This window comes from Rhizobium chutanense (assembly GCF_002531935.1).
Taxonomy (GTDB): Bacteria; Pseudomonadota; Alphaproteobacteria; order Rhizobiales; family Rhizobiaceae; genus Rhizobium; species Rhizobium chutanense.
In genome coordinates this window covers 94081-109197 of record NZ_NWSV01000022.1, presented here as the reverse complement: position 1 = coordinate 109197, position 15117 = coordinate 94081, and the positions used below count along the sequence as shown (strand labels likewise).

Below are 15117 nucleotides of genomic sequence, written 5' to 3'. Positions count from 1 at the left end.
CTCAACGGCGAAATCAAGCGACGCACCGAGGTCGTCGGCATCTTTCCGAACGACGAAGCCATCGTCCGTCTCGTCGGCGCACTGCTGCTCGAACAGAATGACGAATGGGCCGTTCAACGCGCCAAGTATATGACGCTTGAGACCATGGCCCAAATGAGATGAGCCCCAAATCAGCCTGCCCCGCTGTGGCACGCTGATATCCCCTTCCGACCCATGTCGGGAAAGCACGGCCATCAGCCGCGACCTACACCACCTCCCGGGACACGATCGTATCACCTTGTATTCCGGACTAAACTTATGCCGACAGCGTTGCGATAGAGGGCATTCGGAACCAGCATGCGGCTATTCCGGAAGGTCGGCACTCGCATGACGTCATCTGACCGACATCGTGGGGTTATTCGACAAAAATTGCGAAATGTCCTTGATCCAGTTTCCGCTGTTAGATCTAGTTGTCGCCGGCAGTCCTTCTCCTTCTCTATCATATTTGCTGGAGCGTGCCGCAAGTCCGACAAGAGCTGCGCCTAGGCCAACAGCTCTGTGCTGTCATTGACGGGTTAGGAACACGTCAATGATCAACGAGGCTGGAGCCTTATACCCGGTGTTCCTGCCTCAAATGTAAGGGCATGACGAGTGCCGCCCTTTCCTTCACTTGACCAGGTGGTTTCCGATCGAGGAGCCGCCATCGACCGTCAGAATGCTACCGGTCGCGAACCTCGAACGATCGGACGCAAGAAAAAGCATTGCTTCAGCAATCTCTTCAGCTGTCCCCATCCGATCCATGACGGCACGGGCGTTGAAATCGCTGCGAAGCTTCGCGGGGTCCTTCGCTTCGGCGAAGATTTTCGTGAAGTAAGGAGAGTCGATTGTCCCTGGAGCGACCGCGTTGACACGAATTCCCTCTTTCGCATGATCCATGGCCATCGCGCGCGTCAGCGAAGATATTGCTCCTTTCGATGCTACGTAGGCAGTCCTGTCCGCGATTGCTGAGGTTGCGGTGTAGGAAGTCGTATTGATGATCGAACCTCCGCCGTTCCGTCGCATAACAGGAATGACGTACTTTGAGCAAAGGAAGATCCCTTTGACGTTTACGGACATAATCCGGTCCCAAGTTTCTTCAGGAATGGTCACCACATTCCCCGTCGTTCCGAACCCGGCATTATTGACGAGCACGTCGACCCGGCCCCACTTTGCGGTCGTCTTCTCAACCATGCTTTCCGCGTCCTTGGCGGACGAGACGTCGACGCGAACACCGAAAGCCTTCGAGCCGATCTCGTTCGCCACACGAACCGCGGCGTCTTCATTGACATCAGCAACAACCACATAGGCGCCGTTCTTTGCGAAAAGCTCGGCTGTCGCACGACCAATGCCGCTGCCGCCCCCTGTGACGATACAAACTCTTTGATTCAAATCCATCGACCATCTCCTCATTTTTGGGTGCCTTAGAAGACATTTTAGCAGACAATCTGTCAATTGTGAAAATCCAGTTGACAGATTGTCTGCTGATCTGTTTATCTAGGCTCGATCGAATTTGGCCGTGGGAGGACAATATGGCCGATACCAGCACTGAGGCGCAGTTGACTTTTAAGGCAGCTATGCGTCGGTTCACATCAACCATCTGCTTGATCACGACCGAACTCAACGGGGTCCGTCATGGCATGGCCGCCACCGCGGTCCAGTCGGTTACCGCGGACCCACCAACTGTTCTTGTCTGCATCAACCAATCGGCTTCGGTGAATCAGCCTTTGAAGATCTCCGGGAAGTTCGCCGTGAACATGCTGCATCTTTCACATGCCGATCTTGTGCCGCTGTTCAGTGGGCAATTGAAGGGTGAAGAGCGCTTTCATTACGGCGAGTGGCTGTCTCTCGACGGCATGCCGGTCCTGTCCGATGCGCAGGCGGCGTTTGTCTGCAAGCTAAAAGATGTCGTTCACGTTGGAACGCATGATGTTGTGCTCGGAGAAGTGCTCGAAGCACGGTTCATCGAGTCAATCGCGCCGCTTCTCTACGAAAACGGTCAACTCGTCAGGTCGTCGTCCATCAGTGGATCGGCCGCATAGTAGGTGGCTTTAACCACCAATCACATCACTCATCGAAAGCCCAAGGGCGGCAAGGAGAAAAGCGTGAGCAATATGGCACCCGCAAGAGAAATTCATGGACGTGAAGTCACAGAGCGCTTTGAGCGCGGACTAAAGACCCGGCGCGAAGTCTTGGGGGGGGGCTATGTTGATGCGTCGGTCAGCAAAGCCACCGACTTCAATTGGCCGATGCAAACCCTCGTCACAGAATACTGCTGGGACGCGATTTGGAATCGGCCGGGCCTGGAGCGCAAGCAGCGCAGCATCCTCAATCTCGGGATGATTTCGGCCCTCAATCGTCCGCATGAGCTGAAACTGCATGTTCGCGGAGCAATCAACAACGGTCTTACCAAAGAGGAAATTCGGGAGGTTTTCCTCCAGGTTTCGATTTACTGCGGTGTTCCTGCGGCCATCGACAGCTTCCGCGTGGCAGCGGAAGTTTTCGACGAGATGGGCATCTAGTTATTCAACGCATTTGAGTGGGCTGAGCATCATCCGTTGCCAGCCCGAGGAGGGACTACAGTGACCGCACAAGACGATTTCCGCGCTGCCGGAAACCCAATGTTCAATGATAACAAGCTCAAGCTCGGCGTATTTGGCACGAATTGCTCGAATGCATGCGCGATTACGCTCGCTGAGACAACGTTCGAACCTACCTTCGACCACAACGTCGAGATTGCAAAGAAGCTTGAGGCAGCCGGTTGGGAATGCATGGTGCCGATTGCACGCTGGCGTGGTTTTGGCGGTCCTTCAAACTTCAATGGCGTGAACATGGATACGTTCACCTGGGCGGCCGCTCTCGCGGCGGTCACCACGAAGCTCCAGTTCTTCTCAACGACTCACATTCCGACGCTAAACCCGATTGTTGCAACCAAGATGGCGACAACAATCGATCACATCTCGAAGGGTCGATACGGCCTCAATCTCGTTACCGGCTGGTTCACTCCCGAAATGGAAATGTTCGGAGTTCCTATGATGGAGCACGACACCCGCTATGAATACGCCACTGAATGGATGGATATCGTCGAGACGCTCTGGAAACGCAATGGCGTTACCTTCGAAGGCGAGTTCCTCAAAGTCAAAGACGCCTTCAGTGAACCCAAACCCTACAACAAGGCGGGTCGCCCGCTCCTGATCTGCGCCGGCGCCTCGGGCAAGGGACTGCATTTCACCGCCAAGTTCTGCGACTTCAACTTCGGCTTCATGCAAGACATGGAATCCGGCGCTGCCTGGGTCAAAAAGGTGAAGGACCTGGCGCGTACTGAATATAACCGTGATCTTGGCACATTCACAGCTTGCCCCGTTATCGTTCGCGAAACGGAGAAGGAAGCAAAGGAATACTACGACTACTACGTCAACCAGAAGGGTGACTGGGAGGCATGCGAGAACATCTGTGAAGTTCTGCAGGTGCAATCTCAAAACCATTCTGCCGAAATGTATCAAAAATTCAAGGAACGCTTCGTCGCTGGCTGGGGTGGATACCCGATCGTCGGCAATCCAGAACAAGTCGCCGACAAGCTCGTGGATCTCAGCAATACAGGCGTCAACGGCGCCTTGCTGACAATGGTCGATTACAACGAGGAACTTCCCTTCTTTAACGACCGTGTCATGCCGCTGCTCAAGCAAGCCGGTCTGCGCAACTGAACCAGTCCTCGGGACGGCGATTGCCGTCCCGACACGAACTCTGCCAGATTCTGGCAGGATTTTCGCGGCTGGCGGCCAAAGGGGCCGGCGGTTGAGCGGAACCACAAGGGGAGGAGGCCCTGAATGCTGAAGAAAATCGTTGCAGCGCTTTTTACGCTGTCGAGCCTTTATCACATGAACGGCGTGGCGAAGGCTGACGGCCTCGATTCGTTGCCGCCGGACCAAAAGGCGCTTTACGAGAATATCGATCCCGCCATTCCGCTCGGGGGGACGGTGTACAAAGATTTTGTTCCAAAACGTCCACCGCCGTGGAAAATTGGTTATGCATCCACATATGCCGGTAATACCTGGCGCGCGAACATCCTGGACGAATTCACCAACGTATTGCTTCCGAGATATAAGGAAGCAGGCCTAGTCTCCGATCTAATCGTCACGCAGTCTGACCTCAAAGACGCTGTCCAAATCCAGCAGATGCGGCAGATGGTTGACGACGGTGTTGATGCGATCGTCATTTGCTGCTCGAACATTACCGCACTTAACAAGACCATAGAGTATGCTCATTCGAAAGGCGTGCCAGTCTTCTCAGTCTCGGGCTATGTCACATCACCCTACGCAATCAATGCCACAGAGAATAACACCGACGGTGGCTACAAGGCTGCTGAATGGCTTGCCAAGGAAATCGGTGAAAAAGGCAACGTCCTGATGGTATCGGGCATCCCCGGTTTCGCATCATCGGACAGCTTCGACATCGGCGCGAAGAACGCGTTCGATAAATTCCCCGGTATCAAAATTGTAGGCACGATAGCTGGCAAATGGACCGACCAGGTCGCCCAGGTTGAGGTTCAGAAGTTTCTTGCCACCAATCTTGCTGAGGTTAATGGCATTCTCGTTCAGTCCGCTTCAGAAAACGGTGTCGTGAACGCAGTACAGCAATCCGGCCGCGACATGATGCCTATCGTGCTCGGGGGTGAGGCTTCGGCAGCCTGCTACTGGCGTAAGAACCCTGATTTCATAAGCAAGAGCTTCCATTTCTGGCCGCCGCGGTCTGATGCCCGCCTTGTGTGGGACGTCATGATGCGAACGCTCGAAGGCCAGGGACCAAAGATCCAGTCGATTCTTCGTCCTGCGCTTCCTTACACCATTGATGACGTGAAGGAAGTGCTGAAGGAAGATTGCGATCCCAATTCCACGGATTGGATCGAGCCGAAGAACAACGGCTGGTGGCCTGCAGACGTCGCTGCAAACTACTTCGAACGTCCTGAAGATCCGTTAGCTTGGCGGCCGAAGAAGTAATGAATGTTCTCCGGAAGGAGACCTCCCAGCCTCCCGCGTCGGTTTCTATAATCGGCGCGGGAGGTATCTGCGATTTGATTGGAAATAGTGTGCTGGACTTTCACAGAATTCAACGTTTGCCGCCTTATGTTTTCGAACAGGTCAACCGTTTGAAAGCAAGCGCGCGAGCGGGCGGCGCCGATATCATTGATCTCGGCATGGGAAACCCCGACCTTCCCACTCCTCAGTCGATCGTCGACAAGCTGTGCGAGGTCGTGCAGGATCCGCGCACCCACCGCTATTCCTCCTCCAAGGGCATTCCGGGGCTGCGCCGTGCCCAGGCCGCCTATTATGCCCGCCGTTTCGGTGTCAAGCTCAACCCGGATACCCAGGTGGTCGCCACCTTGGGCTCCAAGGAAGGCTTCGCCAACATGGCGCAGGCGATCACCGCGCCCGGCGACGTGATCCTCTGCCCGAACCCGACCTATCCGATCCACGCCTTCGGTTTCCTGATGGCGGGCGGCGTGATCCGCTCGATGTCGGTTGAGCCGGATGAGAGCTTTTTCCCGCCGCTGGAGCGGGCGGTCCGGCATTCGATCCCGAAGCCGTTGGCGCTGATCCTCAACTATCCGTCGAACCCGACGGCCCTCGTCGCGACGCTCGATTTCTATAAGGACGTCGTCGCCTTCGCCAAGAAGCATGACATCATCGTGCTTTCCGACCTTGCCTATTCCGAGATCTACTTCGACGGCGCTCCGCCGCCATCGGTTCTCGAAGTGCCGGGTGCAATGGATGTGACCGTCGAATTCACCTCGATGTCGAAGACCTTTTCCATGCCCGGCTGGCGCATGGGCTTTGCCGTCGGCAACGAGCGGCTGATCGCGGCGCTCACCCGCGTCAAGTCCTATCTCGACTACGGCGCCTTCACGCCGATCCAGGTGGCCGCGACCCATGCGCTGAACGGCGACGGTTCCGACATTGCGGAGGTTCGCAACGTCTACAAGCGTCGCCGCGACGTCATGGTCGAAAGCTTCGGGAAGGCCGGCTTCGACGTGCCGCCGCCGGCTGCCACCATGTTCGCCTGGGCAAAGATCCCGGAAAAGTTCCGTCATCTCGGTTCGCTGGAGTTTTCCAAGCTGCTGGTCGAGAAGGCCGACGTCGCCGTTGCACCGGGTATCGGCTTCGGCGAAATGGGCGACGACTACGTCCGTCTGGCGCTCGTCGAGAACGAACACCGCATCCGCCAGGCTGCGCGCAACATCAAACGCTGGCTTAGCGGCGACGAGAAATTTGAAATCAACGTAATGAATCAGTGAAAGGATACCCGATGCCAATCTTCGGATCATGCCAATGCAAAGCGGTAACGTACCAGGTTCAGGAAATTGATGGACCCATGTGGAATTGCTTCTGTCAAACATGCCGGAAGTCACACGCCGCTGATCACAATACCGCTGCGAAGGTGAAAAGCGAGCACTTCAAGATCCTTACAGGCCAAGATACGCTTCATAGCTTCGAATCGACGCCTGGAAAGCTGCGGTGGTTTTGTTCGGTATGTGGCTCGCACGTTTATGCGGAGCGGCCGGCCAGCCCGGAGCTCAAAGTCGTTAGAGCCGGCACGTTCGATACCGATCCTGGAAGTGTGCCGATGTCAAACGTGTGGGTATCGCATGCGGAACCTTGGCTCGCCCATGATCCATCGAAGGCAAGCTCACCAGAGTTCCCGTAAGTGACCGGGATACTACCTGTCGTAACTGAGGTGGAGCCACGGCGACCGTATATCAAGCGGCAACGCCTCATTCCGTGTCCAGGAGGTTCTAACGCAAACGTGCTGGGTCGGTAAAAGCGGCAGGGATTGCAGACAGTAGGTGCGCTTGCACGGCGAGCCCACCCATTGAGAGAATAAAGTCGTACGAGACAGAAGACTTCTGCGAAGCAATCCAGCCTTCGAGGTTGGGAAATTACGGGTTGTGAGGGCTCAGGACACCGCAGGACTATTTTTGCCCCCACGGGTCCTCAACGACCTCCATTGCGGTGTGAGTGAAAATTGTAAGATTGTCTTATGCGAGAATGTTGGGAGTCCTGTGACATGAAAGTTGTTGTAATAACGGGGAATTTATCGCGCCCCTCGAAAACCCGGGCCGTAGCAGACTTCATGGTGGATCGGGTGCGCGCGTCCGGCAACGAAGCAAGCTGCTGGGACCTTGTCGACCTTCATCCGCACCTTGGGGCAACAGTGTTGCCCTCCAGCGCCGCTGAGATTGTTAAAGCGGCACTCAACGATATTTTGGCTAGTGACGTGCTAGTTGTTGGTAGTCCGGTCTACAAAGCATCTTACACTGGGTTGCTGAAGCATTTATTCGACCTTGTCGACATGAAAGCGCTTAAGGGCCGCTATGTGATCCCTTTTGCAACCGGTAAAGCATCGAGTCACAAGCCGCTCGTCGAAGCCTCGATGGAAGCCTTATTCGACTTTTTCGAAGCGCAAATACATAGCCGTTTCATTTTCGCTCTCGATGAAGATTTTCAGAACGATGCTCTTTCTGAGAACCTGCGCGCGCTTGTCGACAGAGAGCTCGATGCCGCGCGTCGCGCCGTCAGCCCATAATAAGGAGGAGGATTCCATGTCTTTTTCGAGCATAGATGAGGCGATCGAGGCGATCGAAGCGGGCGAGATGGTTATCGTGGTCGACGACGAAAACCGGGAGAATGAAGGCGACCTAGTCGTTGCTGCCGAAAAAATAACAGCTGAGCACATCGCTTTCATGATGAAATATGCGAGAGGCCTTATCTGCGTGCCACTTCCAGCCGAACGTCTCGACAAACTCGAGATCCCCCTGATGGTCACACGTAATTCGGACTCACTGCAGACGGCATTTACCGTTTCCGTCGATTGCAAACACGGCACAACGACAGGGATTTCAGCCGAAGATCGAGCAGCAACCGTCAAGTCGCTCATCGATCCGCAGACGCGGCCGGAAGACCTATCGCGACCGGGTCACATTTTTCCTTTGCGTGCAAATCGTCTCGGTGTCCTGGGCCGTCCTGGCCACACCGAAGCTGCCGTGGATCTTGCACGACTTGCCGGCCTGGCGCCGGCTGGCGTAATCTGCGAGATCGCCAATGACGACGGAACCATGTCTCGACTGCCAGATCTCGAGAAGTTCGCAATCGAACATGGCCTGCACATAGTAACGATCGACGCTTTGATTGAGTACTGCAGGAGTCGTGATACGAGGGTAAAGCGTTACGCGCAGTCCTTTATGCCAACGCGGTTTGGGGATTTCAAGGCAATTGCTTATCGCGATAGTTTGACGGGAACGGAACACTTAGCTTTGACACTTGGCGAGTTGTGCGAGAAGGAAGACGTTCTGGTACGGGTGCATTCTGAATGTCTGACAGGTGAGGCGTTCCGGTCCATGCGATGCGACTGCGGTCAACAGCTCGAAATGGCTCTTCGGGCGGTCCAGTTAGCGGGCGCTGGTTGCGTGATCTACATGCGTGGGCAAGAGGGGCGTGGCATTGGCTTAGGAAACAAAATTGCGGCTTACAGCCTGCAGGATCATGGTCGTGATACTCTTGAGGCAAATTGGGAACTCGGCTTCGCATCTGATTCCCGCGAATATAACGCAGCGGCGGATATCATCCGCGACCTCGGTATCGGCAGCGTTCGGCTTCTGACCAACAATCCTACAAAAATAGAGGCGCTGCGAACGTCAGGCGTCATCGTGTCGTCTCGCCAGAGTCTGATCGCCGCATCTAGCGCGTCCAACATCACTTATTTTAAGACAAAGCGCGATCGGTTTGGCCACCTGTTGGACCAGGACACGTCAGCTGAACACGTCGGCCGGAGCAACGTCTTTTCAGTGTTTGGCGCGCAGGTGTTCTCTGGACCCCTTGGATAACGGAGCCGCCCTCGCCACTTACCTGCCGGTGATTGTAGGGGGCCGCCTTTGACCGGCAGAGTCCTAGAGCTTTTGCGTGGGCCCTGCCAGCACATCATTCGTGCAGGCCTATCGGAGTGATGTGGCCCGCGATTGCATCGAAAGCAGCGTTCGACCATATCTCGTCTTGAGCACGGCTGTTCCGACGGATCGCATTTAATCGCGGTCCGTCTTGTCTTTCGAAAAGTCTCGCAAAACTAATGCTTCATGCGAAGGATCGGCTTAATGACTTTGCCGCTCTCGGAATCAGCCATCGCCTCGTTGATCTGGTCGAGGTCATAGAACTGAACCAGTTTGTCGAACGGGAAAAGTCCCTGCTGCCAATACTCGATCAACTGCGGGACGAACTCGGACGGAACGCTTTGTCCTTCGACAACGCCGATCAATGTGCGGCCGAAAAGGAAGTTCCCGATATCGATCGTGCCTTCAGTGCCGAGAGCGGACGAGCCAACGAGACCGCATGTTCCCGGCGTACCAAGGCAGTCGACTGCCTGACGGAAAACTCGCGGCGAACTCGTGCATTCCAAGCTGAAATCAACGCCTGCGGGGACGATCTTCCTGATCGCGGCAACGCTGTCCAATTTGCGGGCATTTATCGTGTGCGTCGCCCCGAGTTCGCGCGAAAGTTCCAGCCGTTCATCGTTCAAGTCGATCACGATGATGGTCGCGCATCCGGCGATTTTCGCGGCCATCGTAGCCGCCATGCCAACCGCACCAGCACCGAACACTGCTATTGACGAGCCGGGCTTCGGCTTGAGGCAATTCAGTACCGCGCCAGCACCGGTCTGAAGCCCGCACCCGAGCGGTCCGATCAACTCGAGTGGAACATCCTTTGCAACCTTCACGGCGTTTCGTTCGCTGGCGATGGCGTAGGTTGCAAATGACGACTGCTCGAAGAAGCAGCCACTAATCTGTTTCCCGTGAGAATCATGGATCGGGCAGGTGCCATCCGGACGAGTGCCGCGGAAATTGCGACCGAAGAAGTCCTCGCAGTAGAAAGGTGTACCGGAAAGGCACTTTTCGCACTTGCCGCAATAGGCGTAGCTCAAAGCAACGTGATCACCGGGCACAAGATCTTTAACTGCGCTCCCGACGGCCTCGACGACGCCAGAGCCTTCGTGTCCCAACACAACAGGTTGAGGTACGTCATATCCCTGGTCCCTGACCACCAGGTCGGTATGACATACCCCCGATGCGACGATGCGGACCAAAATCTCGTCTGCACGAGGTTCCTCAATCCCTATGCACTCCAAGATCAAGGGCTTCGCCTTTTCGCGCGAGACCGCCGCATATGCCTGCTTCATGTAACTGTTCCTCCAAGGCTCACAACGCAATTCGCGCGAACGTACTCATCGTCAGACAATCAGTCAATAATTACTCTATTAAATTAGATCAGTTCAACCGGAGCAGGGCTGCATTTTTGCAAAGTCACGAGTGAACGCTGATTTGAAGTGATCAAAGGGTTCCGATGCATGTTCGAAAGGGAGCATGCGTCTTGTCCCGCTTTGGGCTGAAAGATCGGCAGACGAAAATTTAGTAGCAACGTGTGAGGCGAGCCGGATGGCGTCGCTTGCCGACGTCGAGCCGGTTCTGAAGGCTATCGACAGCTTCGAGACACCGGTATTGCCAAGTTCAACCGACTACAAACGATGCTACTGCCAGCCAGGCTTAACAGACAGTACCAACCAGGACGTTAGTCTTCTCGATGATCGAGAGGTCCGACGCAATCCGGTATACAGTTGGCGCGGCGGTCGGTGACTCAATAGCGAGCGTATCCTGGATCGTGAGGCGTTCGATGCCCTGCTTTAGTGACCTGATCGTATTCCCGTGGGCCACCACAAGAACCGATTTCCCTCTCAACAAGGGGGGGAACGCTTCGCTTATCAAAAAGGGCAGAACCCTCGCGCTTATGTCCCGTATGCTTTCTCCCCCAGGTGGTGGAGTGCTGTACGAGCGGCGCCAAACCTGGACAACATCCTGGCCCCACCGCTCACGTGCCACGTTCTTGTTGATGCCGGTGAGCTGTCCGTAGTCGCGTTCGTTCAACTCGGTTCTCCTGATTGGCTCCAGCAGATCGCCGTTGGTTTCGTTCAAAATCGCTCTGCAAGTGTCGACTGTGCGCAAGAGGGCAGAGCTAAACGCAATATCGAACGAGATGCCGAGGTTCGCGAGCAGTGAGCCGGCTCGCCTGCTCTCAGACCAGCCCTCCTGTGTGAGCGGCACGTCGCTCGTACCCGTGAACTCCCCGCGCGCGTTCCCTTCGCTTTGGCCATGCCGGACAATCACCAGAGTGGACATTCATAACCCTCCCATCGATTTAGCGAACACGAATATTGTCGCACTATCGGACAATCCGTCAAGTGCGACTATGTGCAAGTGAAAACAAAACGATGTCGAAAAAACAAACGTCGAAGTTTATATTTATTGACAGATTGTCTGATAGCTCATACCAATGCACTCCGCCGTATTGAGGAGAGTCCGGCACGGCTTGGGAAGGCAAGGCTCTCGCCTTAACAGACAATGCCGCCCAGAGCGGCCGGAGGAGGAATTTTCATGAAGAGACGTACATTTCTACAAGCGAGCGGGGCAATTGCTGTAGCCGGCACGTTCGGAATGCCGGGGATTCTTCGCGCCGACGACGCGATCAGTCTCCTACCTGACACTTGGCCCTCCGAAGGCGCCAACCCAATTGTCGACGCGGGTAAGTTCAAGAAGTCAGGCCCGTGGAAGATCGGACACAGCCACTACGGCCTCGCTGGTTCAACGCATACCTACCAGACGGCGTTTGAAGCCGAATATGAAATAAAAAAGAACAAGGATCGGATCGCTGATTACCAGTTCCGGAGCGCTGATCTCAATGCCTCCAAACAAGTTGCCGATATCGAGGATCTGATCGCCCAGAAGGTCGATGCGATCATCATCGCACCGCTAACCACCGGTTCCGCCGTCGAGGGCATCAAGAAGGCAAAGGCTGCTGGCATTCCAACCGTAGTCTATCTCGGACGCGTCGACACCGAGGAGTTTACGGTTCAGGTCCAGGGCGACGACTTCTATTTCGGGCGCGTGATGGCTCAGTTCCTCGTCGACAAGCTTGGCAACAAGGGCAAGGTATGGGTTCTGCGTGGCGTCGCCGGGCATCCCATCGATGCAGATCGTTATGCAGGCGCCATGGAAGTCTTCAGCAAGTCTGGACTTCAGATCACGTCGACCCAGCACGGAAGCTGGTCTTATGAGGACTCAAAGAAGATCGCCGAAAGCTTGTATCTCTCCGACCCAGATGTCGCGGGCATCTGGACCGATGGAGCCAACATGTCTCTTGGCGTTTTGGATGCCTTGCAGGAGGCTGGCGCCTCAACGATCCCGCCAATCACGGGCGAAGCACTTAACGGCTGGATGCGTCGTTGGAATGACGAAAAACTTTCCTCGATCGGTCCGATTTGCCCACCCGCTCTGTCTACTGCCGCGCTACGGGCCGCCTTCGCCTTGCTGGATGGGAAGCCGATTCAGCGTAACTGGACGAACCGCCCCAAGCCGATCACCGACGAGACGCTCTCCCAGTTCTATCGCGCAGATCTCACTGATGCGTACTGGGCGCCGACCGAAATGCCGAACGAAAAGCTCCTTGATTATTTCAAGGCTTGATGAACTACGGGCACGATCACTCGTGCCCGTATCCCTGTCGAAGATGGAAATTCCCATGAGCACGCTTGTCGAGATGGTCGGCATCAACAAATCGTTTGGTTTCACGAAAGTCCTTTCGGACGTTCGCTTTTCCCTGGAACGTGGCTCCGTGCACGCTCTGATGGGGGAAAACGGCGCGGGGAAGTCCACCCTGATGCGTATTCTGGCGGGGGTATATCAGCCGGGCGCAGGAAGTGTTCGGCTCCGCGGGGAGGAAGTCAATTTCCGTTCCCCTAAGGAGGCACGGTTGGCGGGAGTGTCGACGGTGTTTCAGGAGTTTACCCTGATCCCCAATCTCACCGTTGCTGAGAACATGTTCCTGGGCCACGAACCTCGTCGCATTGACGGTTCGATCGATAGCGTCGAGGTAGTGAAACGCGCTCGCGCTTTGCTGGCTGACGTATTTCCACAGCTCGACGCAACCGCGATCGTCGAGACACTGACTGTCGCGCAGCAGCAGGCAGTAGAGATCGCGAAGGGACTTACGTCGAACGCGGACGTATTCATCTTCGACGAGCCAACGGCGGCGTTGAACTCGACCGATGTCGCGCATCTTTTCAAGGTTATCCGCGACCTTAAGGCTCAACATAAGGCTGTCGTCTACATCTCTCATCGCATGAATGAAGTCTTCGAACTATGCGACACCATCACCGTCATGAAAGATGGCGCTTGGGTAAGGACTGCAAGAGCGCAGGACTTCAACTTGCAAACGCTGGTAGCGACAATGGTTGGTCGCGAACTTCAGAACTTCTTTCCGCCGCGCTCGCAGGCCACCGGAGCGGCAATGCTGGAGGTTTCGGACTTGCGCCTCGACGACAGCAGCTCGACAGTCACTTTCGTTGTCAGAAAAGGTGAAATCATCGGGCTGGCAGGGCTCGAAGGACAGGGCCAGCGAGAGATAATGCGTGCCATTGTGGGCGTTGAATCGCCAAAGGCCATCGCCGTGTGGCGTGCCGGCCCCGACAACAGCATGCACGTGGTGAATGTAGGGTCAGGGTTCGCTCGCGCGGTCGCATCAGGAATCGGTTTTATCCCTGAGGACAGGAAGCAGGAAGGGCTGTTCCTGCGCCTGCCTATCTACGACAACATCGCGCTGGGAAAACAGCTCAATCGGAATATGGCAAGCGTTGCGTGGCGATCGGCGTCGAGGGTCCGCGAGGTGATCAAGTCGTTACGAGTTGCGGCCGCCGATCCCAATGCGCCCGTAGGTAAACTCTCGGGCGGGAATCAGCAGAAGGTGCTGCTGGGCCGCTGGTTGCTCTCCGGAGTGGACATCCTCGTTATTGAGGAGCCCACGCGCGGCGTCGACGTCGGTGCAAAGGCAGAGATTTACAGATTGCTGCGGGACTTCAGTGATCGTGGCGGTGCGGTCGTGGTTTCGTCGCGCGAGCACGCTGAGCTTATAGGGCTCTGCGACAGCATTTTGGTCGTTCATGACAGGAAGATCGTCGGGCAGATGTCCGCAGAGGGGGCGACCGAGGAAAGAATCCTCGAGACTGCGCTGGGGGCGAGTGCGTCACCGGATCCCCGTGCTGCGGTGCATTGAGGAGGATAACTTATGAATTCATTTGCCAGTCGCCTGAAGCTCCCTTATCGCGCGGGAGCGATCGGGCTTTCCATTGGAACGCTCCTGGTGATGGTTGTCGCCTCGGTAATATTATTGCCGGACTTCATGGATCCGGAGAATTTGTCTAATCTCCTGGCGCAATCGACGGTGCTCGTCATCTCGGCTCTCGGTCAGACGTTCGTCATTCTCACTGGCGGCCTCGACGTGTCGGTTGGGTCCGTCATCAGTCTAACGACGACGATCATGACGCTTGATCTTCCTGAGATAACCCGCGTGCTTATCTGCATCGCGGTGGCGATGGGGTTCGGAGTAGCGAACGGTTACGGTGTCGCGCGCCTCAATGTACATCCAATCATCATGACGCTGACAACAATGGGCATCGGCCAAGGTATCGCGTTGATCATTTTGCCAATCCCAGGCGGGCGCGTGCCGGAGTGGCTTTCCGGCTCGGTAGCCGGATCCATCGGCCCCGTACCTAACTCATTGTTTTGGTTGATCACGGCATCGCTCTTCGCATCCTGGATTCTCTATCGTCGTCCCTTCGGCCTCTACCTCTTCGCTTCCGGCGGCAATGACTTCAACGCACGGATGAACGGTGTTCCCGTCGAGCGCACCATCATCAAAGCGTATGTTCTTTCCGCTCTATTCGCATGCGCTGCGGGGATGTTTCTTGCAGGTCGCCTTGCATCGGGTGATCCTAAGGGCGGCGCTTCATTCGGGATTGAGTCTGTAACGGCTGCAGCATTGGGTGGGGTCCACCTCGCCGGGGGCATCGGAAGCATTGTGGGAACCGTCGTTGGCGCGGCGATCCTCGGGACAGTGAATAATGTGATGAATCTGGCCAACGTCTCTGCATTTCTTCAGTCGGTCGTCAAGGGTGTGTTGCTTCTCGTACTCGTCGTTTCGCAGCGACGCAAAACAATCGGACTTTGAAAGA

At 55.8% G+C, this 15117-nt stretch carries 14 protein-coding genes and 1 pseudogene; 12 read left to right on the top strand and 3 right to left on the bottom strand.

Annotated features, from left to right (window positions below; translation table 11 throughout):
- Positions 1–181 (top strand): annotated as a pseudogene (locus CO666_RS25155) (transposase); the annotation flags it as partial.
- Between the two features lie 464 nt (positions 182–645).
- On the opposite strand, the gene CO666_RS25150 reads toward CO666_RS25155, so the two are convergent.
- Positions 646–1413, bottom strand: coding sequence for an SDR family oxidoreductase (locus CO666_RS25150; RefSeq protein ID WP_004671535.1), 768 nt, complete (start codon positions 1411–1413; stop codon positions 646–648).
- Between the two features lie 134 nt (positions 1414–1547).
- Here CO666_RS25150 and CO666_RS25145 point away from each other — a divergent pair, with 134 nt between their 5' ends.
- The 8 genes from CO666_RS25145 to CO666_RS25110 all read left to right on the top strand — a co-directional run bounded on the left by CO666_RS25145 (position 1548) and on the right by CO666_RS25110 (position 8893).
- On the top strand, positions 1548–2057 hold the full coding sequence (locus tag CO666_RS25145) for a flavin reductase family protein (protein WP_004671533.1): 510 nt from the start codon (positions 1548–1550) through the stop codon (positions 2055–2057).
- A gap of 72 nt (positions 2058–2129) precedes the next feature.
- Positions 2130–2537, top strand: coding sequence for a carboxymuconolactone decarboxylase family protein (locus tag CO666_RS25140; protein ID WP_004671531.1), 408 nt, complete (start codon positions 2130–2132; stop codon positions 2535–2537).
- A 60-nt stretch (positions 2538–2597) separates the two neighbouring features.
- Positions 2598–3719, top strand: a complete 1122-nt coding sequence (locus CO666_RS25135) for an LLM class flavin-dependent oxidoreductase (protein WP_011053356.1) — start codon at positions 2598–2600, stop codon at positions 3717–3719.
- 123 nt (positions 3720–3842) lie between these two features.
- Positions 3843–5012 (top strand): ABC transporter substrate-binding protein, encoded by a 1170-nt coding sequence (locus CO666_RS25130; RefSeq protein ID WP_004671529.1) that lies wholly within the window; start codon positions 3843–3845, stop codon positions 5010–5012.
- A complete protein-coding gene (locus CO666_RS25125) occupies positions 5012–6307 on the top strand; it encodes an LL-diaminopimelate aminotransferase (RefSeq protein ID WP_011053357.1) in 1296 nt (431 codons plus the stop codon). Before CO666_RS25130 ends, CO666_RS25125 begins: the two co-directional genes overlap by 1 nt.
- A gap of 11 nt (positions 6308–6318) precedes the next feature.
- A complete protein-coding gene (locus tag CO666_RS25120) occupies positions 6319–6717 on the top strand; it encodes a GFA family protein (RefSeq protein WP_010029274.1) in 399 nt (132 codons plus the stop codon).
- A gap of 360 nt (positions 6718–7077) precedes the next feature.
- Positions 7078–7596 (top strand): NAD(P)H-dependent oxidoreductase, encoded by a 519-nt coding sequence (locus CO666_RS25115; RefSeq protein ID WP_004671524.1) that lies wholly within the window; start codon positions 7078–7080, stop codon positions 7594–7596.
- 16 nt (positions 7597–7612) lie between these two features.
- Positions 7613–8893: a bifunctional 3,4-dihydroxy-2-butanone-4-phosphate synthase/GTP cyclohydrolase II gene (locus CO666_RS25110; protein WP_170967834.1), complete on the top strand. Its 1281-nt coding sequence runs from the start codon at positions 7613–7615 to the stop codon at positions 8891–8893.
- A gap of 236 nt (positions 8894–9129) precedes the next feature.
- On the opposite strand, the gene CO666_RS25105 is transcribed toward CO666_RS25110, so the two are convergent.
- Both CO666_RS25105 and CO666_RS25100 read right to left on the bottom strand, forming a co-directional pair.
- Positions 9130–10236, bottom strand: a complete 1107-nt coding sequence (locus CO666_RS25105; protein WP_004671520.1) for an NAD(P)-dependent alcohol dehydrogenase — start codon at positions 10234–10236, stop codon at positions 9130–9132.
- Positions 10237–10600: 364 nt separating this feature from the next.
- The gene (locus CO666_RS25100; RefSeq protein WP_004671516.1) at positions 10601–11230 is read right to left on the bottom strand and encodes a 2,3-bisphosphoglycerate-dependent phosphoglycerate mutase; all 630 of its coding nucleotides are present in this window, start codon (positions 11228–11230) and stop codon (positions 10601–10603) included.
- 255 nt (positions 11231–11485) lie between these two features.
- On the opposite strand from CO666_RS25100, the gene CO666_RS25095 reads away from it, so the two are divergent.
- Genes CO666_RS25095 through CO666_RS25085 form a run of 3 tightly spaced genes read left to right on the top strand, consistent with a single transcriptional unit; the run spans position 11486 to position 15113 of the window.
- The gene (locus tag CO666_RS25095; protein WP_004671515.1) at positions 11486–12574 is read left to right on the top strand and encodes a substrate-binding domain-containing protein; all 1089 of its coding nucleotides are present in this window, start codon (positions 11486–11488) and stop codon (positions 12572–12574) included.
- A 55-nt stretch (positions 12575–12629) separates the two neighbouring features.
- Entirely contained in the window at positions 12630–14159 is a 1530-nt protein-coding gene (locus CO666_RS25090; protein WP_170967833.1) for a sugar ABC transporter ATP-binding protein, read from the top strand.
- Positions 14160–14171: 12 nt separating this feature from the next.
- Positions 14172–15113, top strand: a complete 942-nt coding sequence (locus CO666_RS25085) for an ABC transporter permease (RefSeq protein WP_004671512.1) — start codon at positions 14172–14174, stop codon at positions 15111–15113.
- Positions 15114–15117 lie beyond the last annotated feature (4 nt).

Bases quoted from the DNA above. Each gene is read 5' to 3' on its own strand.
- CO666_RS25150 (WP_004671535.1), bottom strand. From the start codon at position 1,413: ATGGATTTGAATCAAAGAGTTTGTATCGTCACAGGGGGCGGCAGCGGC.
- CO666_RS25145 (WP_004671533.1), top strand. From the start codon at position 1,548: ATGGCCGATACCAGCACTGAGGCGCAGTTGACTTTTAAGGCAGCTATG.
- CO666_RS25140 (WP_004671531.1), top strand. From the start codon at position 2,130: ATGGCACCCGCAAGAGAAATTCATGGACGTGAAGTCACAGAGCGCTTT.
- CO666_RS25130 (WP_004671529.1), top strand. From the start codon at position 3,843: ATGCTGAAGAAAATCGTTGCAGCGCTTTTTACGCTGTCGAGCCTTTAT.
- CO666_RS25125 (WP_011053357.1), top strand. From the start codon at position 5,012: ATGAATGTTCTCCGGAAGGAGACCTCCCAGCCTCCCGCGTCGGTTTCT.
- CO666_RS25120 (WP_010029274.1), top strand. From the start codon at position 6,319: ATGCCAATCTTCGGATCATGCCAATGCAAAGCGGTAACGTACCAGGTT.
- CO666_RS25115 (WP_004671524.1), top strand. From the start codon at position 7,078: ATGAAAGTTGTTGTAATAACGGGGAATTTATCGCGCCCCTCGAAAACC.
- CO666_RS25110 (WP_170967834.1), top strand. From the start codon at position 7,613: ATGTCTTTTTCGAGCATAGATGAGGCGATCGAGGCGATCGAAGCGGGC.
- CO666_RS25105 (WP_004671520.1), bottom strand. From the start codon at position 10,236: ATGAAGCAGGCATATGCGGCGGTCTCGCGCGAAAAGGCGAAGCCCTTG.
- CO666_RS25100 (WP_004671516.1), bottom strand. From the start codon at position 11,230: ATGTCCACTCTGGTGATTGTCCGGCATGGCCAAAGCGAAGGGAACGCG.
- CO666_RS25095 (WP_004671515.1), top strand. From the start codon at position 11,486: ATGAAGAGACGTACATTTCTACAAGCGAGCGGGGCAATTGCTGTAGCC.
- CO666_RS25090 (WP_170967833.1), top strand. From the start codon at position 12,630: ATGAGCACGCTTGTCGAGATGGTCGGCATCAACAAATCGTTTGGTTTC.
- CO666_RS25085 (WP_004671512.1), top strand. From the start codon at position 14,172: ATGAATTCATTTGCCAGTCGCCTGAAGCTCCCTTATCGCGCGGGAGCG.